This window comes from Sinomonas flava, assembly GCF_039531875.1.
Taxonomy (GTDB): domain Bacteria; phylum Actinomycetota; class Actinomycetes; order Actinomycetales; family Micrococcaceae; genus Sinomonas; species Sinomonas flava.
Window position 1 is genome coordinate 97,156 of sequence record NZ_BAAAQW010000009.1, and the last position, 22,348, is coordinate 119,503.

Annotated in this window: 16 protein-coding genes; 6 read left to right on the plus strand and 10 right to left on the minus strand. The window is 70.7% G+C overall.

Annotated features, from left to right (window positions below; genetic code table 11):
- Nucleotides 1–27 precede the first annotated feature (27 nt).
- The 3 genes from ABD298_RS14905 to ABD298_RS14915 form a co-directional block, all read right to left on the minus strand.
- Entirely contained in the window at nt 28–606 is a 579-nt protein-coding gene (locus ABD298_RS14905) for an FMN-binding protein (protein ID WP_344300543.1), read from the minus strand.
- On the minus strand, nt 603–2,072 hold the full coding sequence (locus ABD298_RS14910; protein WP_344300544.1) for a ferredoxin reductase family protein: 1,470 nt from the start codon (nt 2,070–2,072) through the stop codon (nt 603–605). The genes ABD298_RS14905 and ABD298_RS14910 overlap by 4 nt, the downstream gene beginning before the upstream one ends.
- Before the next feature lie 109 nt (nt 2,073–2,181).
- Nucleotides 2,182–3,009, minus strand: coding sequence for an enoyl-CoA hydratase/isomerase family protein (locus ABD298_RS14915; RefSeq protein ID WP_344300545.1), 828 nt, complete (start codon nt 3,007–3,009; stop codon nt 2,182–2,184).
- 148 nt (nt 3,010–3,157) lie between these two features.
- On the opposite strand from ABD298_RS14915, the gene ABD298_RS14920 reads away from it, so the two are divergent.
- Nucleotides 3,158–4,918 carry an HNH endonuclease signature motif containing protein gene (locus ABD298_RS14920; RefSeq protein WP_344300546.1) on the plus strand — a complete coding sequence of 587 codons (1,761 nt, stop codon included), beginning with the start codon at nt 3,158–3,160 and terminating at the stop codon, nt 4,916–4,918.
- Between the two features lie 56 nt (nt 4,919–4,974).
- Here the strand turns inward: ABD298_RS14920 and ABD298_RS14925 are convergent, their stop codons facing one another.
- Complete coding sequence (locus ABD298_RS14925; RefSeq protein WP_344300547.1) at nt 4,975–6,258, minus strand: MFS transporter; 1,284 nt, start codon at nt 6,256–6,258, stop codon at nt 4,975–4,977.
- A 10-nt stretch (nt 6,259–6,268) separates the two neighbouring features.
- Nucleotides 6,269–7,432 carry an acetylornithine deacetylase gene (gene argE / locus ABD298_RS14930; RefSeq protein ID WP_344300548.1) on the minus strand — a complete coding sequence of 388 codons (1,164 nt, stop codon included), beginning with the start codon at nt 7,430–7,432 and terminating at the stop codon, nt 6,269–6,271.
- A 115-nt stretch (nt 7,433–7,547) separates the two neighbouring features.
- Here argE and ABD298_RS14935 point away from each other — a divergent pair, with 115 nt between their 5' ends.
- The 4 genes from ABD298_RS14935 (at nt 7,548) to ABD298_RS14950 (ending at nt 11,849) form a co-directional block, all read left to right on the plus strand.
- Nucleotides 7,548–8,621, plus strand: coding sequence for a glutathione S-transferase family protein (locus ABD298_RS14935; RefSeq protein ID WP_344300549.1), 1,074 nt, complete (start codon nt 7,548–7,550; stop codon nt 8,619–8,621).
- Nucleotides 8,618–9,409, plus strand: a complete 792-nt coding sequence (locus tag ABD298_RS14940; RefSeq protein ID WP_344300551.1) for a gamma-glutamyl-gamma-aminobutyrate hydrolase family protein — start codon at nt 8,618–8,620, stop codon at nt 9,407–9,409. Before ABD298_RS14935 ends, ABD298_RS14940 begins: the two co-directional genes overlap by 4 nt.
- Before the next feature lie 61 nt (nt 9,410–9,470).
- Nucleotides 9,471–10,538 carry an enoyl-CoA hydratase/isomerase family protein gene (locus tag ABD298_RS14945; RefSeq protein ID WP_344300552.1) on the plus strand — a complete coding sequence of 356 codons (1,068 nt, stop codon included), beginning with the start codon at nt 9,471–9,473 and terminating at the stop codon, nt 10,536–10,538.
- A 99-nt stretch (nt 10,539–10,637) separates the two neighbouring features.
- Entirely contained in the window at nt 10,638–11,849 is a 1,212-nt protein-coding gene (locus ABD298_RS14950; protein WP_344300553.1) for a metallophosphoesterase family protein, read from the plus strand.
- A 128-nt stretch (nt 11,850–11,977) separates the two neighbouring features.
- On the opposite strand, the gene ABD298_RS14955 is transcribed toward ABD298_RS14950, so the two are convergent.
- The 3 genes from ABD298_RS14955 to ABD298_RS14965 form a co-directional block, all read right to left on the minus strand.
- The gene (locus ABD298_RS14955; protein ID WP_344300554.1) at nt 11,978–13,306 is read right to left on the minus strand and encodes a purine-cytosine permease family protein; all 1,329 of its coding nucleotides are present in this window, start codon (nt 13,304–13,306) and stop codon (nt 11,978–11,980) included.
- Nucleotides 13,307–13,553: 247 nt separating this feature from the next.
- Complete coding sequence (locus tag ABD298_RS14960; RefSeq protein ID WP_344300555.1) at nt 13,554–15,545, minus strand: hydantoinase B/oxoprolinase family protein; 1,992 nt, start codon at nt 15,543–15,545, stop codon at nt 13,554–13,556.
- A gap of 1 nt (nt 15,546) precedes the next feature.
- Nucleotides 15,547–17,595 carry a hydantoinase/oxoprolinase family protein gene (locus ABD298_RS14965; protein ID WP_344300556.1) on the minus strand — a complete coding sequence of 683 codons (2,049 nt, stop codon included), beginning with the start codon at nt 17,593–17,595 and terminating at the stop codon, nt 15,547–15,549.
- 143 nt (nt 17,596–17,738) lie between these two features.
- Between ABD298_RS14965 and ABD298_RS14970 the strand changes: the two genes are divergently transcribed.
- Nucleotides 17,739–19,421: a helix-turn-helix domain-containing protein gene (locus tag ABD298_RS14970; RefSeq protein ID WP_344300557.1), complete on the plus strand. Its 1,683-nt coding sequence runs from the start codon at nt 17,739–17,741 to the stop codon at nt 19,419–19,421.
- Nucleotides 19,422–19,481: 60 nt separating this feature from the next.
- Here ABD298_RS14970 and ABD298_RS14975 read toward each other — a convergent pair whose 3' ends face one another.
- Together ABD298_RS14975 and ABD298_RS14980 are read right to left on the minus strand one after the other, a co-directional pair.
- Nucleotides 19,482–20,984 carry an aldehyde dehydrogenase family protein gene (locus ABD298_RS14975; RefSeq protein ID WP_344300558.1) on the minus strand — a complete coding sequence of 501 codons (1,503 nt, stop codon included), beginning with the start codon at nt 20,982–20,984 and terminating at the stop codon, nt 19,482–19,484.
- The gene (locus ABD298_RS14980) at nt 20,981–22,204 is read right to left on the minus strand and encodes an acyl-CoA dehydrogenase family protein (RefSeq protein ID WP_344300585.1); all 1,224 of its coding nucleotides are present in this window, start codon (nt 22,202–22,204) and stop codon (nt 20,981–20,983) included. Before ABD298_RS14980 ends, ABD298_RS14975 begins: the two co-directional genes overlap by 4 nt.
- Nucleotides 22,205–22,348 lie beyond the last annotated feature (144 nt).

Genomic DNA, 22,348 nt, shown 5'->3' on the forward strand with positions numbered 1-22,348 from the left:
GCGGGGCCGACGGGTCCGGGTGCGGGGTCAGAGATTGGCTGCATCGAGGGCCGCCTGGAGGGACGTGAGGTAGGCATCGGAGGTGACGGTCGCGCCGCTGACGGTCTGCACGTCTGCCGACTGCGCCTGCAGCACCTCTGACCGCAGGATCGGGGCCGCCTGGGCGCTGATCATCTGCGACTTCCGCTCGGCGTCGGTCAGCTTGAGGGCCGCGACATCGGTGATCTTCCCGTTCTGCACGGTGATCTGCACCTGCACTGTGCCGAACCGGGTCGAGACCACCTTGCCGGCGTAGGTCGCTTGGGCCTTCGCCTGCGCCCCGGTCGTCGCCTGCCCGGAGGTGCTGCCGGAGCCGCTCGACCCGGACGACGACGCCGAGCCGCCCGAGGCGCTCGACGCGCCTGCCGCCGAGATGCTGGAGCCGCCCGAGGTCCCCGTGCCGGAGGTGCCCGTGCCGGAGGAGGCGCCGCCCGCCGTCGTGCTTCCCGTGCCAGGGCCTGTGGCGGTCGCCTGCGCGGCGTCAAGAGCCTGGGCGCCTGCCTGCCAGCCGGCGGCGAGGATGCCGACGGATGCTAGGGACGCGGAGATGGCTGCTCGTGTTCTCACCAGTCGAACCTTTCACGATGGAGCTGATCATCGGTGGCGCCGGCCGTCCTGGCATCCGCGAGGACGGCGTCGGACCATTCCCGCGGGCCGCAGACGTAGATGTCCGAGTCGGCGAGGGCGGGGGCGCCGGAGTGGAGGTAGTCGGTCAGGGTCAGGCCGGCCTGGTGTGCAGGAAGCCAGCCCGAGCGGGCAGACCTGTGGCCCACGAGCTCGTAGAGGACAGCGCCCCGGTCCGCGCACAGTGCGCGGATCTCATCGCGCAGGTAGACCTGCCCGTCGGTGCCGGCGCGGAGGAACACGGTCGCGTCGCCCGGCGCGAACTCGGCCCGCTCGAGGAGGGCTCGGATCGGCGTGATGCCGATCCCGGAGCCAGCCAGCACGAGGCCGCGGCGGGTGCGGGAAGCGTGGGCGAAGCTGCCGTACGGGCCCCCGAGCGCGACCTTCGTCCCGGGTCGCAGCCTCAGGAGGGCCGCGCTTCCGCGGCCAAGGCTGCGGACGGTGATCCGGATCGTGTCCCCGTAGGCCCCCCGGTGCGGCTCCGCCGACAGGCTGAACGGGTGCGCGTGCCACCACAGGCCCGGGGCGAGGAAGCGCCAGATGAAGAACCGGCCGCCATTGCCCGTGAGCTCGTGCAGGCGCAGGCCGGTCATCTCGATGCTCACGACGTCGTCCGCGTCCTGGACCACCCGGCTCACGGTGAGCTGGTGCCGCCACGTGCGGGCCAGCGGCGCGACGACCCGGAATGCGACGAGCGCCCCGACGACGCCCCAGTAGAAGACCTCCCAGTAGATGCGCTGCCACTGGCCCTCGGCGAAGACCCCGCCGACGCTGAACTGGTGGGGAAGGCCGGTGAGCACGGCGGCGTAGGAGAGCAGGTGGATCCCATGCCAGAACTCGTACGGCATCTTCCGGCGCACCGCGACGAGCGAGGTCATGACCACCGCGATGAACAGCGCCATGGAGACGAAGGCGAGCCACATGTCCGGCACGAGGTTCCACAGGGCGATGGCCTCCGACACGGGGTCGAGGCCCTCGGCCGCCCCGTAGCCGAGCAGGAGGAAGATCATGTGGGCCAGGAGCAGGTACAGCGCAGGCTTCCCGAGCTTGCCGTGGACGGCCATGGCCTTGTCGTGGCCGATGGCCCGGTCGATCCATGGCAGGCGTGCCGCGAGCAGCAGCATCACGAGCACGAGATCGGTGCCGATCAGGCCCGCGACGATTCCGATCGCTGTGAGCGCAGAGGCGACCGAGCCGAACTGTCCGGCGGCGCCGTCGGCGAGGTAGAGCGCGACGGCTGCGGCCGCCGATCCCCAGGCCGCGACCGTGAGCGCGTCCGCGGAGAGCAGACGACGCCGGCCGCGCGCCGTCAGCTCGCGGGCGAGGGCGTCGCGGGGGTTGAGCCGGTGGCGGGCGGTGGGCGGTGTCCTGTGGGGGGCCTTGTCGTGAGAGGGGAGTGTGGCCGTCATGCCACCTACATTTCCGCCCAACCCTTTCATTCCGCTGTGACGGCGCCGGAGTTCCAGCTGTGACCGTCAGGGGACTAGGGGGCGGCTCCCCGAGCGCTGACCCCGTTCCCTACTTCCCCGTGAACGCGGCCTTCCGCTTCTCGAGGAAGGCGGCGGTGCCCTCGCGCATGTCGTCGGTTGTGAAGGCCTCCCGGAACGCTTCCGCCTCGGCCTCGAGGCCCTGGTTGGTGGGTCGGCCCGTGGCGCCGGCAATCGACTGCTTCGCGAGCCCGACGGCGGCTGGGGCCTTCCCGGCGATCTCCTGGAGGGTCTCACGGGCGGCCGCGAGGAGCTCGTCGCGCGAGGGAAGGACCCGATTGGCGAGGCCCAGGCGAAGCGCCTCGGCGGCGTCGATCCTCCGGGCCGTGTAGATGAGCTCCCGGGCGGGACCCAGTCCCACGCGCTGGGGGAGCCGCACGGATCCCCCGAAGCCGGGCACGAGGCCCAGATTGACCTCCGGCTGGCCGAACTGCGCCGCCTCGGAGGCGTAGATGAAGTCGCAGGCGAGGGCCAGCTCGCAGCCGCCCCCGAGCGCGAAGCCGTCCACGGCGGCGATGACCGGCACAGGGAGCTTCTCGATGAGGAGCGTTACGCCCTGCATCGATCGCGCGTACTCGGCCGCAGAGTCGGGGCCCATGGACGCCATCTCGCGGATGTCCGCACCCGCCACGAAGGCCTTCCCGCCGCCCCCGGTGACGATGACGCCGCGGACCGGCCACCCGGCGTCGTGCGTGCAGGAGTCCTGGATAGCGGTGAAGGCCTTCCAGAGTTCCGAGACGACCTGCTGGGAGAGCGCATTGAGGGCTTCCGGCCGGTCCACGGTGAGGGTCAGGATGCCCTCGTCGAGGTCGAGCTTGAGGGTGCTGTAGCTGCCCGGGTCAAAGGTGCTGGAGTCCATGGTCACGTCCTCGCCGTCGATGGTGTGTTCCGAGGCCAACGCTAGCTGGTGGGACCGACACCGTGAAACTGAGTCTCACGCCGCCGTCGATACGACGGTGCGGAAACCCGTTACGAGGACTGTCGGACCCCTGTGATGGGATCTTTCCATGGACGGGTTCGGGGGAATCTTTGAGGGGGCCGCGCACGACGGCGAGTGGCTCGCCTCGCGCTCCGGGGCGTCCTTTGAGGAGCACTTCCGGCCCGAGGGCGAGTCCCCGTGGCTGTCCGGATGGGCTCACGCCGACGACTGGTCGGATCCTTCGTCGGCAGCGGAGGTGGCGGAGGCGGCCGACTATCCGGCGTATCTGGATGACCCTGCCGCAGACCCGGACCGCGAACTCTCGGAGCAGCGGGACTGGGAAGCTGTCGATGAGAACGGCCTGGGCGAAGTGGCCCTCGTCCACCCTCTGGCGGTGGCGGCCCGCAACCACGAACGAGCAGTTGACGCACTCCTGTCGTGTCTCTCCGGGGTCGAGGCAGCTGAGGCGAAGCTGCACGCGATGCGGGTGCTCGTGGTGCGGGGGATCGCGAGCCTGCTCGGTGCCGACGCCGCCAGCCCGTTCGACCGGCTCGACGCCCCTTCCCTGACCGCCGCCGAGATCGCCGCTGAGCTCTCGCTGCCCCCGCGGGCCGCCCGGGCGCTGGTTGCCGAGGCGCTGGCTGTGACGGAGCCGGAGGCGGCGCCCGTCCTGACGGCCCTGCAGGACGGTCGGCTGGACCGTGCTCGCGCCCAGACGATCCTGCATGCTGCCGCTCCCGTCCCGGCCCCTTCCGCCTTGGAGTTCCTGGAACGGGCCGTTGCGCTCGCGGTTCCCGGGGACGCCGGTCCGGGCCAGCCCGCGGACGTCCCTGCGCCGCCGAAGCTCTCTCTGCCGGCGCTCAGGCGTTCGCTGCGGCGCATGGCCGAGGAGCACAGCGCCCTGACGCTCTCCGCCCGCGCCAAGCAGGCGCGGGAGCGGCGCAGGGTGGACATCGAACCGGGCGACGACGGCATGTGCCACCTCCACGCCCATCTGCCCCTCGAGGCCGGTGCCATGATCGACGCCCGACTGCAGGCCATTGCCCGGAGCCAGGCTTCTTCGGATGACCCGCGCACCGTGGCCCAGCGCCGGCTCGACGCCTTCGCCGACCTCCTGCTCGCCCCCGCGTGTGCTCCCGCGGGCACCGGTGCCGTGCGTACTGAGGTCGTGGTCAAGGTCCCGCACACCACGGTCCTGCCAACTCCCATCGGCAATCCTGCGTCGGCCCAGCCTCAGCACCCGGCCCAGCCTCAGCACCCGGCCCAGCCTCAGCACCCGGCCCAGCCTCAGCCGTCGGCCCAGCCCCAGCACTCGGCGCGCCCCGAAGCCGAACTGGAGGCGGCGGGGATCGCGTTCGGCGACGAGCCTGCCGAGGTACTCGGCTATGGCCTCATCTCCGCTGATGCTGCGCGGGCGCTGGCAGCCCAGTCGGCCACGTGGCTCCGCCTCCTGACAGAGCCCCAGACCGGCGCACCGCTCGCGCTGGGCCGCACGCGCTACACACCACCCGCAGCCCTTCGCCGGCTCCTCGCGCTCCGCGACCACGGCTGCCGTTTTCCCGCCTGCGACCGGCCACACCCACACACCGAAGCGGACCACACCCACGAGTGGTCAATGGGCGGCTCCACGGACGTGGAGAACTTGGCCCTGCTGTGCCCCGAGCACCACAGGATCAAGACGCTCGGGCACTGGAGGGCCCAACAGAACGACAGGGACGGCACCATCGTCTGGACGTCGCCCCTCGGCCGACGGCACGTCACGCGGGCCTGCGACTCCAATCCCCGGTCGGCCGGCCAGCCCCCGAGCCCGCCGCGCAAACCTCCGCCCCACCGGGCGCCACCATTCTGAGCCGGCGCCCGGCGGGGCGGGGTCGATGCTGCTCAGCGCCCGCGAGCGCAGCCCCGTTACAGGGCGTCGTATCGCGTCCGCGCGACGCCGAGTCCCACGAGGGAGATGACGGCGACGGCCATGTAGTAGAAGCTGGGCGCGCTCAGGACGCCTGTGAGGTCCAGAAGCCACGTCAGGACGAGCGGTGCGAGCCCGCCCATGACGGTGACGCCGATGTTGTAGGCCACCCCCACCCCGGTGGTGCGCACGTTCACGGGGAAGATCTCGGTCAGGAGCGTCGGCAGCGGTCCAAAGTAGAGCGCACAGAGGACGCCGAGGAGCCCGACCACGAGGAGGAACACCGGCAGCGTGGGCGTGCTGATGATGAGCTGGAACAGCGGCCAGGCGAGCACGAACGCGGCGACGGCGGACCACAGCATGAGCCGGGCAGGGCCGACCCTGTCCGCGAGCATCCCCACGAACGGCGTCCCGATAAGGATCACGAGCCCGGCGACGACGCCGCCGAGGTACGCCGCGCTCGCCGTGACGTGCAGGCTCTTCACGGCGAAGGTCGGCATGTAGAGGATGAGGTAGATCGAGATCGTGGCGACGCCGATGCACGCCGACGCCGTGAGGAGCCGGCCGAGGAAGTGCGTGAAGATCGCACGGACGGGCCCCGCGTGCTTCTCGCTGGTCAGGAATTCGTCCGGCTCGGTCAGCCGCGCCCGGATGTAGAGGCCCACGGGACCGATGAAGATGCCGATGATGAATGGGATCCGCCAGCCCCACGCGTACAGGTCGTCCTTGGAGAGCCAGTTGAACAGGGCGAAGCCGAAGGCCGAGGCGAGGAACATCGAGATTCCCTGGGCCGCGACTTGCCAGGACGCGTAGTACGCCTTCCGGTGCGGGGCCGTCTCGACAAGGAAGGTGGTGGCCGTCCCGAACTCTCCGCCCGCCGAGAAGCCCTGGATCAGCCGCGAGATGAGGATGATGATTCCCGCCCAGGCGCCGACGACGGCGTGTGTCGGGGCAATGGCCATGATGAGGGTCCCGACCATCATGAGCGTGAGCGTCAGCGTCAGCGCGCCCTTGCGGCCGTGCCGATCCGCGTACGAGCCGAGGAACATGCCCCCGAGCGGCCGGATGAGGTAGGAGATCGCGAAGGTGGCGAAGGTCAGGATGAGCCCCAGGGTGCTGTCGCCCTCGGGGAAGAAGTTCTCGGCGATGACGATCGCGAACGAGGCGTAGACGATGATGTCGAACCATTCGAGCGCGGCACCGATCGAACTGCTGACGACGGCCTTCCGCGCTGCGGCGAGCCGCTCCGGGGTAGCCGCCGAGGTGGCGGAAGTGGCGGGCATGCGAGACTCCTCAGGGTGTGTGGGCAGATCGCTCTTGCACCGAGGCAATTACCCGGTCGAGGAACGCCTCGCACAGGGCAATCTGCCCGAGGTCGACGAACTCGTCGGGGGAGTGCGCCTGGGCGATGTCGCCGGGGCCGCAGACCACGGTGGGGATCCCGCCCTGGTCGAAGAGGCCCGCCTCGGTGCCGTATGCGACCTTCTCATCTGACGGGAGCCCACCCCACTCGGTGGCGAGGCGGACAACCTCGGCGTCGGGCCGGGTCTCGAGCCCCGGAGCCGCGGCGACGACCCTCAGTTCGATGTGGGCTGCAGGATTCTCGGCCTGCATCTCGCCCTCGATCCTGCGCAGCTCGGAGCGGAAGCGCTCGACGAGGGCGCGCGAGTCGACGGCGCCGATCGAGCGGAACTCGAAGTGCAGCGTGCAGTCGGCGGGGACGGTGTTGACGGCGATCCCGCCCTCGATGAGGTTCACGGTGCAGGTGGTGTAGGGGACGTCGAAGGCGTCGTCGAACGGCCCGTGCGCGCGGAACTCGTCCGCGACGGAGCGGACGAAGCGCGCGAACGCGGCGGCGTGCTCGATCGCGTTGACGCCGTTCGGGGTGAGCGACGAGTGGGCCGCGACACCGTGGAAGTCGACTCGGAAGAGGTTGATGGACTTGTGCCCGTGGACCACTCGCATGCTCGTGGGCTCGCCCACGATGCACGCGCGCGGGCGGAGGTCCCGCCCCACCATGTCCTTGACGAGGTCCTCCGCCCCCAGACATCCGATCTCCTCGTCGTAGGAGAAGGCGAGGTGCACCGGCTCGCGCAGAGGCGCGGCCGCGAGGTCCGGGATCCGTGCCACGACTGCGCCGACGAAGGCCTTCATGTCGCACGCGCCGCGGCCGTAGAGGCGGCCGTCCCGCACCTCGGGCGAGAAGGGGTTGCTCGACCAGTCCTGTCCGTCCACGGGCACCACGTCGGTGTGGCCGGAGAGGACGATGCCGCCGGAGACCGAACCGTCCGCCGCGGGGAACGTCGCGATGAGGTTGGCCTTGCTGCCGTCCTCGTTGGGCACGAGGACAGGCTCGACGCCGTGCTCCCGCACCTCGGCGGCGATGAGGCCGATGAGCGGCAGGTTCGAGTCGCGGCTCGTGGTGTCGATGGCGATGAGACGGGCGATCCAGTCCATCGTCCTGTCTGACGGGATCGCGTCTGCAGGGGTTGGGGGAGGCGTGTCCGAGGGGGATGGGGAGGGTGCGGGCCGTTCCATCGCTCCAATCTAGCCCCGGCACTAGGCTGGCTCCATGGCCAGCATCGGAGAGTTCAGCACCAAGGGCGCCTACGTCCACACGGGCGAGGAGTTCACCCGTGACACGAACTACATCGAGGACCGCATCACCCGCGACGGCACCTTCCCGCCGGGCACGCCCGCCCCCGAGGGAGCGAAGGCCTGGCCGGTGGAGGCAGGCCGCTACCGGCTCGTCGCGGCCCGGGCCTGTCCCTGGGCGAACCGGACGATCATCGTGCGGCGCCTGCTCGGGCTCGAGGACGCCATCTCCCTCGGGCTCCCCGGCCCCACCCACGACGCGCGCTCCTGGACCTTCGACCTCGACCCGGACGGCCGGGACCCTGTCCTTGGGATCGAGCGCCTCCAAGAGGCCTACTTCCGACGCTTCCCCGACTACCCCCGCGGCATCACGGTGCCCGCGATCGTGGACGTGCCGAGCGGCGCCGTCGTGACCAACAACTACCCCCAGATCACCCTCGACTTCGAGCTCGAATGGACCGCGTTCCACCGCGACGGCGCGCCGGACCTCTACCCGGAGCGCCTCCGGGACGAGATTGACGAGGTGAACGCCCGCGTCTTCAAGGACGTCAACAACGGCGTGTACCGGTGCGGGTTCGCGGGCTCGCAGGAGTCGTACGACCGTGCCTACGCCCGCCTCTGGGACGCAATGGACTGGCTCGAGGAGCGACTCACGCGCCAGCGCTACCTCGTCGGCGACACGATCACCGAGGCCGACGTGCGGCTCTTCACGACGCTCGCCCGCTTCGACCCCGTCTACCATGGCCACTTCAAGTGCAACCGCAACAAGCTCACCGAGATGCCGGCCCTCTGGGGCTACGCGCGCGACCTGTTCCAGACCCCGGGCTTCGGCGACACCATCGACTTCGTGCAGATCAAGCGGCACTACTACATCGTCCACGAGGACATCAATCCCACCCAGATCGTGCCCGCCGGCCCCGACCTCTCAGGATGGCTGACGCCCCACCGCCGCGAGGAACTCGGCGGCAGGCCCTTCGGCGACGGGACGCCGCCCAGCCTCGTCCGACCGAACGAGCGCGTCGCGGCTGGCCACAACCCCCTCTACGCATGACCGCCACCCGTGCGCCCCGCATCGCCGTGACCTGGGCGGCCAGCGCGCCGTCCCACGAGGCCTGGTTCCACGCCGAGCTCGCTGCCCTCACCCACAGCGCGGAGACGGGCCTCGCCGCAGTGGGGGCTGACGCCGTCGTGCTCGACGCCGCGGCCGGCCCCCTCCCGCCCGCGGAGGAGTTCGACGGCGTGCTGGTCATGGGCGGCGGCGACGTGGACCCCGCGCTGTACGGGGGCGACGCCGGGCACCCGGCCATCGCGGACGTGGACCGGAGCGCCGACGACGCCGAGGCGGCCCTCGTGCGCGATGCCCTCTCCGCGGGCCGGCCCGTCCTCGGCATCTGCCGGGGGCTCCAGCTCATCAACGTGGTCCTCGGCGGCACGTTGGAGGAGGACCTCGGGTCCCGCGGCATGCACCGCAACCACGCCGACCCGTCGGGCCCGATGGTCCTGCACAACGCCGCCATCGAGCCGGGCACGCGGCTGTTCGAGATGCTCGGGCCCGCCGCACGCGTCGTATCGGGCCACCATCAGGGCGTTGGGCGCCTCGGTGAGGGGCTGCGCATCTCCGCGATGGCCCCCGACGGCGTGGTCGAGGCCGTCGAGTCCGCCGACCCCGGCGTGTGGCTCCTCGCCGTCCAGTGGCACCCCGAGGATCCGCAGACGGCTGCCGCCGACGGCGCCAACGCCCCCGGCCAGCTCGGCGCGATCCTGGGAGCCTTCGTGGACGCCTGCCGCGCCGCCTCGCGAGGGCGCCCGCTCGTTGAGGGGTCCCGTCCCGCCCGTTGAGGGGTCCCGTCCCGCCCGTTGAGGGGTCCCGTCCCGCCCAAGTCCCGAGGAGTTCATCAGCATGAGCCAGCACGTCCGCGCCGAGATCCGGGGCCCCCTCGGGATCGTCACCCTCGACAGGCCCCGGGCCCTCAATTCGCTCGACCACCCGATGATCGTTGCGCTCGAGGATGTCCTCGAGGAGTGGGCCGACGCGCCGGAGGTGCGTGCCGTCGTCGTGCGCGGTGAGGGCCGGGGGCTGTGCGCAGGCGGTGACGTCCGGGCCCTGCGTCTCGGGCCGGACGACGACGCGATCGCCTTCTGGGCCGACGAGTACCGCCTCAACGCCTTCATCGCCGCCTACCCCAAGCCGTACGTCGCGGTCATGGACGGTGTCACGATGGGCGGCGGACTCGGGATCTCCGCGCACGGCTCGGTCCGCATCGTGACCGAGCGGACGCAGGCGGCCATGCCGGAGGCCAGGATCGGCTTCACCCCGGACGTGGGCATGGCCACGCTCCTCGCCGCCGCCCCCGGCGAGCTGGGCACGCACCTCGCGCTCACGTCGTCGACCGTGACCGGCGCCGACGCGGTGCACCTCGGCTGGGCCGACCACCTCGTCCCGTCCGAGCGGCTGGGGGAGCGCGCCGAGACGCTGATCGAGGCGCTCGCCGCGCGCCTGGCCGAGCCGGGCGTGGGCGAGGAGTCGGCGCTCGCGGCGGCGCACGACGTCGTGCGCGGGCTCGCGCTCGAGGCCTCCGACCCGCGGCTGGTCGCCCCGCTCGCTCGCGAGCGCGAGTGGATCGACGAGGCCTACGCGGGCGACGACGCCCAGACGATCCTCGAACGCCTTGTCGAGCTCGCGGCCGAGGGCCACGAGGGTGCGCGGGCGGCCGAGGAGGCGATGCGGTCGGTGTGCCCGTTCTCCGTGGTGGTGACGCTCGCTGCCCTGCGCCGGGCGGCGGTCATGGAGCTTGTCGACGTGCTCGCCCAGGACCTCCGGCTGGGGGCGACCCTCATCGGGCGGCACGACATGCGCGAGGGAATCCGCGCCCTGCTCGTCGATAAGGACGGCGCGCCGCAGTGGCGTCCGTCGCGCATCGAGGACGTCGAGCCGGCAGAGGTCAGGGCGGCCTTCGGCGAGGACTGATGCTCGGCGAGGACTGACCAGTAGCTTCCCGGGAGTCCCCGCGAGCCCTAGCATTCAGGTGCCGTCGGCGCGACGGCGTCGTCCTGGATGGAGGGTGAAATGGAACGGGTTCCTCTGATGGGCCAGCCGGGCCATGTCTTCGCGATGCAGCGGCCGTCGATGACGGCGGCCTTCGCGGTGAACAGCCGCCAGCCGCGAAATACGTCGTACCGCGAGCTCCCGCCTCCCACCGGGGAGAGTCCCTTCCGCCTGGACCTCAAGGACATCATCTCCAGCGAGCAGTACGGGAAGATTGCCGCGACGAAGACCATGAGCTTCCATCTGGATGGAGACGTCGGCGGAATCGGCAACGCGGTTCCCCAGCAGCTGGTTGCCGCGGGTCTTGAATCCGACCTCGCGCAGCAGAGTTCCTCGGGGTCGACGCCGGCGTTCCTCTATCTTGCAGGTGACTGCGTGTACTTCAACGGGCAGGTCGAGAACTACTACGAGCAGTTCTATGCGCCGTACGAGTACTACGGCGTGCCGATCTTCGCTGTTCCGGGGAACCACGACGGCGAGAACCTCGAGGACGACACTTCGCTCGACGGCTTCCTGAGGAACTTCTGCGCGGCGGAGCCCACCAAGACCCCCGAGTCCGGCGACGCCCCCCGCACGGCCATGGTCCAGCCGAATGTCTACTGGACCCTGCTCACTCCGCTCGTCAACATCGTGGGCCTCTACAGCAACGTCCCCGAGGGCGGGGAGATCCGCGAGCCGCAGACCGAATGGCTGTCGCAGGAGCTCTCGGAGCTGCCGAAGGAGGTGCCGATCTTCGTTGTCCTGCACCATCCGCCCTTCTCGGCCGACGACCACCACTCCGGCAGCGTCGCGATGAAGGAGGTCATCAACGATGCCGCGGAGCAGGCAGGACGGCGACCTGAAGTCGTCGTGGCCGGGCACGTCCACAACTATCAGCGCTTCACGCACGAGATCGACGCCGACACCAGTTCGCTCTACCTCGTCACCGGCGCGGGCGGCTACCACAACCTCCATGCCGTCCAGACGGTCGACGGGGAGAAGATGATCCCGCCGGTCGTGCTGACGGACTCCGAGGGCGACGGCGTCACCCTGAACTCCTACTGCGACGACCACCACGGATTCCTGCGCGTGGACCTCGCGAGCGGGATCTTCAGCGGGCGGTACTACAAGGTGCCCCGGCCCCAGGACCCGTACCAGAAGGGCAACCAGCTGCACGACTACTTCCAGTTCGACCTCGCGGCGCGGAAGTACCTCCCGAACACCCTCCCCGGCAGCAGGCCGGGCAGCAGGTAACCCGGGCCCACGTGACCCGGCCTCGCTACTCCCCATCGACTGCTGCGCAAGTGTCGGTATGGAGCTTCAAAGGGACACTTACGCAGCAGTCGATGCAAGGGGGAAGGGCTGCCCCCGTGTGCGTCCGGCTATGGCCGGGCGGATGCCGTAGTCGCCGCCTCTGGGGATGCTGACGTCTCGATGAGCGCCGTGCTCCGCCGGCTCGTGACGCGAAGGCCTGCGTAGATGGCCGCCGCGAGCACGGGCGTCACGAGCGCTCCCCACGTGGCACCCCATGGCTGGCCCGATTCGATCAGCCCGATGCCGACCGCTGCGGAGACGAGCCAGGCCGCGACGCCCGGCGCCGAGATCGAGCGGAATCGGCGGTCAGGCAGCCCCGCAGGATCAGCGCCCCGGCCAGTGGCACGCCCCAGGGCGAGGTGGGTCAGGGCGATCCCGACCCACCCGGTGACGAGCGCTCCCTGCCAGGCGAGGGCTACGAGCAGGTACTGGACAACCGGCAGGAGCATGAGGGCGAAGATGATCGCAGAGGTGATGAACGCCCAGACGAGCCGCGGGAGGCGGATCCGCAGGGTGCGTTCGGCGACCTCGCGCAGGTTGGACGCGCCGAGGGCGTAGTTCGCAGTGTTGATGCGGGTCTGGGACACGAAGGCGAGCAGCAGGCCGAGGGGCCCCATCATCGTGACAAGCCCCGCGGCGACACCTGTCTCCGTGGACTGGAGCCCAGGGATCGTGAACGTCAAGAAGATCCCGACCACGGCGTTGAGGCCGAACGCGAGGGTGTAGAAGAGCCAGCCGAAGGTCCACCGGCCGTGGAACGCGACGTCCTGCGGGCGCCCTAGAGCGGCGAAGTCCATGGTGTACATCATCATGATCCATACGCCCATGTAGGCCGCGAAGCAGGCCAGCCACCCCGGGCCTCCTGAGGCGACGGGGAGGAAGGCCGTGGTGTGCGAGAGCCAGTCGCCCGAGACCCCATACGCGGTGCCGGCCCACACGACGGCGACGGCGAGTCCTCCCCAGTAGAGCGGCAGGAGGAGGCCGTTGACCTTGTCGAGACGACGCTGTATGCCGCCCGAGACCAGCGGAGTCGTGTACAGGACCACGATGGCCGACCACAGAGCGAGGTCGCCGCCGAACTGCGCCTGGAACGCGAAGGCGAGGATCGATCCTTCGAACACGGCGTAGTAGATGGCCGTGGCCGCGAAGATGAGGGTCGCCAAGAGTGCCCCCGCGCGGCCCAGGAGGGTCCGCGAGAACTGGTGGACCGTCAGTCCGTGCCGGAGGGCGTAGGCGGACAGGATCCTGTTGACGGCGCCGTAGACCACGATCGTCAGGACGAGGCCGATGAGGGCGTCGGCTGTGCCGTACGCAAGGGCGAGGGCGGCGCCGATGTAGACGAAGAACATGGCGCTCACGAGCCCGTACCAGGCCATGGCGAGGGAGCCACGGCCCATCCGGGCATCAGATGCTGGCTGGGGCTGCGTGGACTGCTGGTCCGATGACTGCTGGTCCGGTGACTGCTGAACTGGGGAAGCGGGCATGGAAGCCTCCGCGGTCGGGTGGTTCTGTGAATGGGATGGTCAAGCGGGCGCGGCTGAAGAGCAACCGGGCACGGCTGAAGAGGGGGTGCGGGGGAACGGACCCCGCACCCCCGGTCTGAGGGGGCCGGTGCCCCGGCCTGAGGGGACGGGCGCTAGCGCGTCATGTCCAGGACGCGGCTGAGCGGCGCCGCATGAGCTCGCGGTACTGCGCGGTCGTGTCGGGGAACAGCTCGCCGGTACCCCAGTCGAGGATGACGCCGTGGCGGCGGATCACATCGAGCATCGGCAGCTCGCCGCTGCGGTAGCGCACGGCAACGCCATCGGCATCGTCCTCAAGCCAGTCGCGCCGGTGCGCGCGGATGCAGTTACGCGCGGCTGCAGTGGCGTGGTCATCGATCTCGTAGAGGTCCAGCTCGGGATCAACGGCGCGAATCACGACGCCGTAGTCCCTCTCCGCCCGTCCGATCGACACGTACCCGTCGATCACATCCTCGAGCACGGCCGCGGGGTCGCGCTCGAGCGGGTCCCCGAAGCCTCCGCCGCCGGCCGAGGGCCGCGTGAAGGAGTCGCCGGGTGCGACCGGGACGGAGGAGAAGTTCGAGCCCAGGAACCGCTCGTCGGGGGTGCCCTTGTTGAGCCATACGCCGTGGGGGATGGACGGCAGCCCGCCCTCGATGCCCCACGTGACGGACCGGGCCCGGTCGCAGCAGTAGCTCATGACGGTCGAGGAAGCGTCGGTGAGCATGCCGCCCTTCTCGATGCCGCATCCACCGCGGAAGCGGCCGGGGCCACCGGAGTCGGTGGCGATCGCGTGCATCGTGGTCAGGACGGGGGAGAGCCGCTCCTGGCCCTCGACGGGCTGGACCGCAAGGCCCGGCCCGAAGACCGGCGCGGTGGCACTGGCGCCGTCCTTGGAGGCCCGGCCGCCCCAGCCACCGGCCATCCAGTCGTACCACATGAAGTACGGGCTGTCGGAGGTCCGTGCGTCCCGCCCGCCCACCAGGAGGTACTCCAGGTTGAACGCGCAGGCCATGGCCCGCTCGGGCATGACCTGTGACCACAGCTCGAAGATCCCGTTCATGAGCTTCTCGTACGGCCCCGAGCAGAAGCCGGTCACGGCGTGCGGCCAGCCCGCGTTGACCACTGTCCCCTCGGGCCCGATGTCCGCCGTCACGGCAGCATAGAAGCCCGAGTTGAGCGGCACGTCAGGGAAGAACGTCTTGGTGCCGGCGTAGATTGCCGAGAACGTGGTCCCGTAGCCGGAGTTCAGGAACGTGTCCACGGCCTGGGCAGAGCCGGCGAGGTCGTAGTGGATGCCCGTGCCGTCGAGTGTCAGCTTGATCCGGATCGGCACGAGCCCCTCAGGCTTGCCGGGGTCGAAGTCAATGTAGTCGACCGTCTCCCACTCGCCGCGGGGAAGGGACTCGAGCTTCTTCAGCACGGTGCGCTGGACGTAGTCCTGGGTCTCCTGCATCGCATCGATGACGGTCTGGCGCGAATACTTCGCGACGAGGCGCAGCACCTCGCGCTCGCAGACGGCAGTGGCCTCGGACTGGGCGTGGAGGTCCCCCATGGCCTGCCGTGGCGCTCGGGTGTTGGAGACGAGGAGCTGGGCGACGTCGTGCAGGAAGACGCCCTCGCGCCAGATGCGCACGGGGGTGATCCGCAGTCCTTCGCCGAAGTGCTCCTTCGCGTTGACATCGAAGGACCCGGGGACGTTGCCGCCGATGTCCGCCCAGTGGCCCTTGTTCTGCGCGAAGGCGATGATCTGCCCGTCGGCGAAGATCGGGCGGATGAAGCTCACGTCGTTGAAGTGTGTGCCGCCGCGGTACGGGTCATTGATCGCGAAGACGTCGCCCGGGTTGATGTCGGTGCCGAACTCCTCGAGGACCGCCTGGCACTGGAAGTGCAGCGTGCCGACGTGGACGGCGATGTCGCCGCTGCCCTGCATGACTGTGTTGCCGCGGGCGTCGCACAGTGCCGAGGAGAAGTCGCGCGAGTAGATGACGAACGAGTAGCAGGTCCGCAGGATCTGCTCGCTCATGAGGTCAACGCTCGTCGCGAAGGCGTTCTTGAGGACCTCGAAGGTCACAGGGTCGAGCCGGTCGGATCGCTTGGGTGCTGGCGTGGGAGCCAGGGTGCTGTGGGTCATCTCAGGCCTCCCGGGTGCGGGTGTTCAGGTGGATGCGGATGTTGAGCCACTCGTCGATCTCCGCGACCGTGCCCGGCGGGACGACCGTCGTGGAGTCGAGCTGCTCGACGATCGCCGGGCCAGCGAACGTGGCGCCGGCGGGCAGGAGCGCGCGGTCGTAGACGGGCGTCTCGACCCAGCCGGCCTCGCCGAAGTAGACGGGCCGGTGCGATGCCGGGTCGCCCGGCTCTTGGACGAGTTCGACGGCGGGGCGGAAGCTCGGCTTGGGCGTCTTGCCGACCGCGGTGAGCTGCAGCTGGTAGATCTCGACGGGCTGCTCGTCCTGGCGGAAGGCGAACTCCCGCTCGTGCTGCTCGTGGAACGTCTCGATCGCGGTCTCGAGGGCGCCCGGGCCAGAGCCCATGGGCACGGCGAGCGAGCGCCACTGGCCGTGGTACCGCATCGAGATGAGCCGTGCCAGGACGGTGTCCTCCTCCGCGACGCCTTCGTGGCGCAGCCGGGCGCGGGCCTCGCCCTCGAGGGCACGGAACGAGGTCTCGAGGTCGTCCGGGTCCGCGTCGGCGGCCATCGCGGTATACATCGTGGAGAGGTCGTGGCGGATGTCCACGAGGAGGCACCCGAGGGCGGAGGTGACGCCGGGACTCGGGGGCACGACGACGGTGGGGATGTTGAGCTCCCGGGCCACTTCGGCTCCGTGGAGCGCGCCGGCCCCGCCGAAGGCGATGAGGGCGAAGTCGCGGGGGTCGTAGCCGCGGCGGATCGAGATGAGCCGCACGGCGTCGGCCATGTTCGCGTTCGCGACGGCCAGGATCGCGTGCGCGGCGTCCTCCTCGGCCATGCCGAGGGGCTCGGCGATGACGGAGCGGACCGCCTGACGGGACAGCTCGCGGTCGAGGGTCTTGGCGCCGCCGGCCAGCGTGGTGCCGAGGCGGTTGAGCAGGACGTTCGCGTCGCAGTTGGTCGGCTGCTTGCCGCCCGTGCCGTAGCAGGCCGGCCCCGGGTCGGCGCCCGCGGACTGGGGTCCGTTGCGCAGCGAGCCCGCGATGTCGATGTGGGCGAGCGAGCCCCCGCCGGCGCCGATGGTGAGGACCTCGATGCTCGGGAAGACGATCGGGTGGCCGTACTCGACCTGCCACTCCTTCGTCACGCGCAGCTCGCCGCCGGAGACGAGGGCGATGTCCGTCGACGTGCCGCCCATGTCGAGCCCGACGGCGTTGTCGTAGCCGCACTGCTGGGCGATGTGCTTCGCCGCGATTGCGCCGGCCGCGATGCCCGAGGCCGCGAGGCGCACCGGGTACTTGCGCACCATGCGAGGGGTCATCGAACCGCCGCCCGAGTGCAGGAGGAGGAGATCGCCGTCGTACCCGCCCTCCGCGAGCTGCTCCGAGAGCCGGTCCACGTAGCCCGTGACGAGCGGAGCGAGGACGGCGTTGGAGACGGCCGTGTTGAAGCGGTCGTGCTCGAACATCTCGGGGAGGATCTCGGCCGACGTCGAGACCGTCGCCTCGGGCAGTTCCTCCTCGAGGATCTCGCGCATGCGGATCTCGTTGGCGGGGTTGGCGTAGGAGTTCAGGAAGCACACCGCGACGGTCGTCGCGCCGCGGCGCCGCAGGAGCCGGGCCAGGGTGCGCGCCTCCTCCTCGTCGAGGGGCGCGATCACCTTGCCCTCGAAGTCCACGCGCTCGGTGACTTCGAACCGGTCCCGCCGGCGGATGTAGGGGCCGCTCACGTCGTTGTAGGCGTCCCAGAGGTCGTCCTTGGTGCCGTCCCGGATCTCGATGACGTCGCGGAAGCCGCGTGTCGTCACCATGGCCGCCGCCGGGAAGTTCCGCGTGATGAGGGCGTTCGTCGCCACGGTCGTACCGTGCGAGAAGAGCGAGACGTCGGCCAGGTCGATCTCGGCCCGTTCGACGCCGTTCATGACCGCGACCATCGGGTCGGCAGGCGTCGAGGGGACCTTGGTGACGCGCATCGTGCGCGTCGTCTCGTCGAAGATGCAGACGTCGGTGAACGTTCCGCCGACGTCGACGGCAACTCGTACGTTGGTCATCTGTAATTCCTCCAGAAGGGGAGTGGGGATGCATCCCAGAGTCCACTGTGACCCGCGTCTCTGTCACTGGCGGAATTGAAGAGCGCCAGCGCCTGTGTTGTGATTCTCACAAACGAGCCGGACTGGCGCCGGAAGGGACCCGAATGATGGACGACGACGAGCCCAGCACCGCAGGGGGTCTGCCCTCCGTGGGCCTGCCCGCCGTGACCCTGCCAGCCGTGACCCTCGGCGACGTGCTGGCCCAGCCCGACCTCGACCTCGCTGCCGTCGTCCCCGGAGAGCCCTCCCTGGTCGTGCGCTCGGCGCACTCGAGCGAGATCGACGATCCCGGTCGATGGCTCGAACCGGAATCCGTCATGCTGACAACCGGCCTGCGGCTCGTCGGCGTCGAGACGGACGGGGAAACAGCGCGGCGGCTCGTCGAGGGCCTCAAGCGGGCACGCGTCGTCGCGCTCTTCTTCGGGGTCGGGGTGAACTTCTCGCACGTGCCGGCGGCCCTCGTAGCCGCCTGCCGGGCCGCAGGGCTCCCGCTGTACGAGGTCGGCGCGGAGGTCCCGTTCTACCGGGTCGAGAACTACATCAACGCATCCGCCGGCGCCCCCGAGGCATACCAGCTGCGGCGCGCCGTCCGGCTGACGAACGAGCTCGTCGACTCGCTCTCGAGCGAGGAGCCCACCAAGGCGCTCGTCGCTCGGCTCGCCTCGCTCGCCCGGGGAACGGCGGTACTCTACGGGCCGACCGGAAGGACGGTCGAGTCGACGGGCGCCGGGCCCCTCCAGCTCATCTGGGCGGAGCTGCAGCAGCGGCGCTGGTCCGGGCCGGCGTTCGAGATCGGCCGCTGGACCGTCATGGGCCGTTCCGTCGCCCTGCGCGGCAACATGTACATCATCGCGATCGCGAGCCGCACCCCGGGCGCCGTCGTCGAGCTCGGATCCATGCTCCTGGAGACGGCGCAGCGGCTCCTCGGCGGCATCAACGCGATCAACCGGCTCGCCGTCTCGAGGCAGCGGCACGAGGGCGTCCAGCTGCTGACGGACCTCCAGGACGGCATCCCGCTCGGGCGTGAGCAGCGGTACTGGGAACGGCTCGAGCCGTTCCTCTTCCGGCCGTTCGCGCCCGTGCGGGCCCTCGTGGCGCGCAGTGTCGACGGCCGCGCGCTCGACGGCGGTGCGATCCAGTCGCTGCTCGAAGGCGCCGAGAAGCAGACGCTCGGGCTCCTTCTGGCCGAGAGCGGGCGCTCGCCCGCGGCACCGCCCGGCTTCACAGCCCTCGTCGCGGACGGTCCCGGGCTCGAACCCTGGACCGCCGCCGCGTCGTCGCGCGCATCGCTCGGCCTCTCGGAGCCATTTACGGACCTTTCCGCGGCGCCGGACGCGTTCGGCGAGGCGGAAGCGGCGGCGGAGATCGCCGTCGAACGCCTGGGAGTGGGTGCCCAGGGAAGTCCTGGGCTCGGCGCTGTCGTGAAGATCGACGACGTCGACCCCGCCTCGTGGCTCCTAGCCCGCCGGCGCTCCCGGCGGGACCGGGACAAGGTGGCGCGGTACGCCGCCCCGCTGCGTCGCGACCCCGAGCTCCTCGCGACCATCGTGAGGTACCTTGCACGCGGCATGGACGTCGCTGCGACCGCCGGTGACCTGTTCGTGCACGGGAACACGGTGCGGTACCGGCTGCGCAAGGCGGAGGACCTGCTCGGAGGGAGCCTGACGGACGCGGCCGTCGTGGCGAACCTGTACCTGTCGCTGCGGGGGGAGATCGAGGGAGCGAAGCACGAGAGCGCTCAAAGGGAGGATCAGCAGCGCGAGAAGCCCGTCGGGGAGCCGGACTGATCTGGCTTCCCAGACGGGCTTCCTGCGCGCGCGCGTGGATTGCATCGGGCGCGTCGTGCACTACCCCCGCAGGTAGACCGTGGTGGTGTGGGTGAAGAACTCCTTTGCCGCGCCGCCCTGTTCCTTGGGCCCGTACCCGGACTTCTTCGCCCCGCCGAAGGGCACGTGCGGGTCGGCGCCGGCGGATTCGGAGTTCACGTGCAGGATGCCGACGTCGAGGGCGTCCACCGCGTCCAGCGCGGTGGCGATGTCCTGCGTGAACAGGGCCGCGGAGAGCCCGAACTCGCAGTCCTCGGCGAGGGCGAACGCCTCTTCGGCCGACGCCGCACGGCGTACCGCGAGCACTGGCCCGAACAGCTCCTCGCGCCAGACCGAGCTCTCGGCATCGACTTCGAGGACCGTCGCCGGCACGAACGCGGAGGGTGAGACGCCGCCGTCAGACACCTGCCCGCGGTAGGCGACCCGTGCGCCGTCGGCCTCCGCGGCGGCGACGGCCGCGCGGACGGAGCGGGCGGCGTCGCCCGTGACGAGCGGCCCCATGTGCACGGTCGGGTCGCTGGGGTCGCCTACGCGCCACGTGTCCAGACGCGCCGCGAGCCTGGCGAGGAACTCGTCGGCGATCTCCTCGGCGACGACGAGACGCGAGGTCGCGGTGCACTTCTGCCCGCTCGAGCGGAAGGCGCCGAAGAGCACCTGCTCGGCGGCGAGGTCCAGGTCCGCGTCCGCGAGCACGATCGCGGCGTTCTTCCCGCCCATCTCGCCCTGGAACGGGACGCCGCGCGAGGCAGCCTCGCCAGCGAGCATGCGGCCCACGCCCGTGGACCCCGTGAAGGAGAGCCCGTCCAGCTCCGGGTGCCGCACCAGCTCGGTGCCGAGCGCGCCCGGCCCGATGAGCAGGTTGAGCACGCCGCCCGGCATGCCCGCGGCCGCCAGCGCCGACTCGAGCGCCTCGGCGAGGCGCACCGCCAGCAGCGGCACGGTCGACGCCGGCTTCCACACCACCGCGTTCCCGTACACGAGGGCGGGCGCGATCTTCCACGCCGGGATGGCGATTGGGAAGTTGAACGGCGTCACGATCCCCACGACGCCGAGCGGCTTGCGCGTGACGAGGATCCGCTCGCCGCGGCGCGGGGACGCGAAGTGCTCGCCGGCCACGCGGTCGCCCTCGCCGGCGTAGTAGCGCAGGATCTGCGCCGCGCGCAGCACCTCGCCCCGCCCCTCCGCGAGCGTCTTGCCCTCCTCCTGGGTGAGCTCGAGGCCGAGCTCGTCCGCGCGCTCCTCGAGGTCCGCGGCGGCGCGGGCCAGGACGGAGCCGCGCTCGTGGATCGGCGTGCGTGCCCACTCGCGCTGGGCGGCGCGGGCCGCGCGCATGGCGCGGTCGACGTCGCCGGGGACGGCTTGGGTGCCTTCCGCCACCACCTGCTCGGGGTGGGCCGGGTTACGGGAGGCGAGCGGGGCGCCGTCGCCCGTCACCCACTCGCCGCCGATGAGGAGCCGCAGCTGCGGTGGTTGAGCGGAGCGAAGCGGAGTCGAAACCCGCGCTGTGTCGGTCCCCGCGCTCACCGGAAGGCCGCCTCTCCGGTGAGCTGCTGGCCGAGGATGAGGGTGTGGACCTCGTCGGTGCCTTCGTAGGTGCGCACGGACTCGAGGTTGTTGGCGTGGCGCAGCGGCGAGTGCTCGAGCGTGATGCCGTTGCCGCCGAGGATGGTGCGGGCCTCGCGGCAGATCTCGATGGCCTCGCGGCAGTTGTTGAGCTTCCCGACGGAGATCTGGTGGTGGGCGAGCTTGCCGGCGTCCTTGAGCCGGCCCAGGTGCAGGGCCAGGAGGAAGCCCTTGTTGATCTCCAGGGCCATGTCCACGAGCTTGGCCTGGGTGAGCTGGTACCCGGCAAGGGGCCTGCCGAACTGGAGGCGCTCCTTGGAGTAGGCGAGGGCGTCCTCGAAGGCGTCGCGGGCGGCGCCCATGGCGCCCCAGATGATGCCGTAGCGGGCCTCGTTCAGGCAGGAGAAGGGGCCCTTGAGCCCGGTGACGTCCGGCAGGACGGCGTCGTGGGGGAGGCGGACCTCATCGAGCTCGATCTCGCACTGGATCGAGGCGCGCATGGAGAGCTTGGGCTCGATGGGGGTGGCGGTGTAGCCGGGGGTGTCTGTGGGGACGACGAAGCCGCGCACGCCGCGCGGGTCTCCGTGTTCGCCGGTCTGGGCCCAGATCACTGCGACCTGGGCGACGTTCGCGAGGCCGATCCAGCGCTTCTTCCCGGTGAGGATCCAGTCGGCGGTGTCCCCGGAGCCGTCGCGGCGGGCGTGGGTGGTCATGGAGCCGGGGTCGGAGCCGGCGGTGGGCTCGGTGAGGCCGAAGCAGCCGATCGCCTCGCCGGCGGCCATCTGCGGCAGCCACTGGGCCTTCTGCTCCTCGGAGCCGTGCTTGTGGATCGCGGACATGGCCAGGGAGCCCTGGACGGAGACGAACGTGCGCAGGCCGGAGTCGCCGGCCTCGAGCTCCGCCCCGGCGAGGCCGTACTCCACGGCGGAGCGGCCGGCGCAGCCGTAGCCGTGCAGGTGCATCCCGAGCAGGCCGAGCCTTGCCATCTCGGGGACGATCTCGAGTGGGAAGTGCGCGGCCTCGTACCAGCGGGCGATGTTCGGCTTGATCTGCTCCTTCACGAACGCCCGCACCGTGTCGCGGAGGGCGAGTTCCTCCGGCGTCAGGAGCGAGTCGAAGGAGATCAGGTCGGCGGGGTCGGGGAGGCGGCGGGTGGCCAGGTCAGAGACGGCGGTGTCCATGCCCGTCAGGCTAGCGGTGGCAGTCATCGGTAAGGTCCTTTCACGTTGCGGGGTCATTGGCGGCCGGTTGTGGGGTCCCTGGCGGCCGGTTGTGGGGTCCCTGGCCGTGACCAGAGACTCCAGAACGCCCCGCCAAGGACCCCA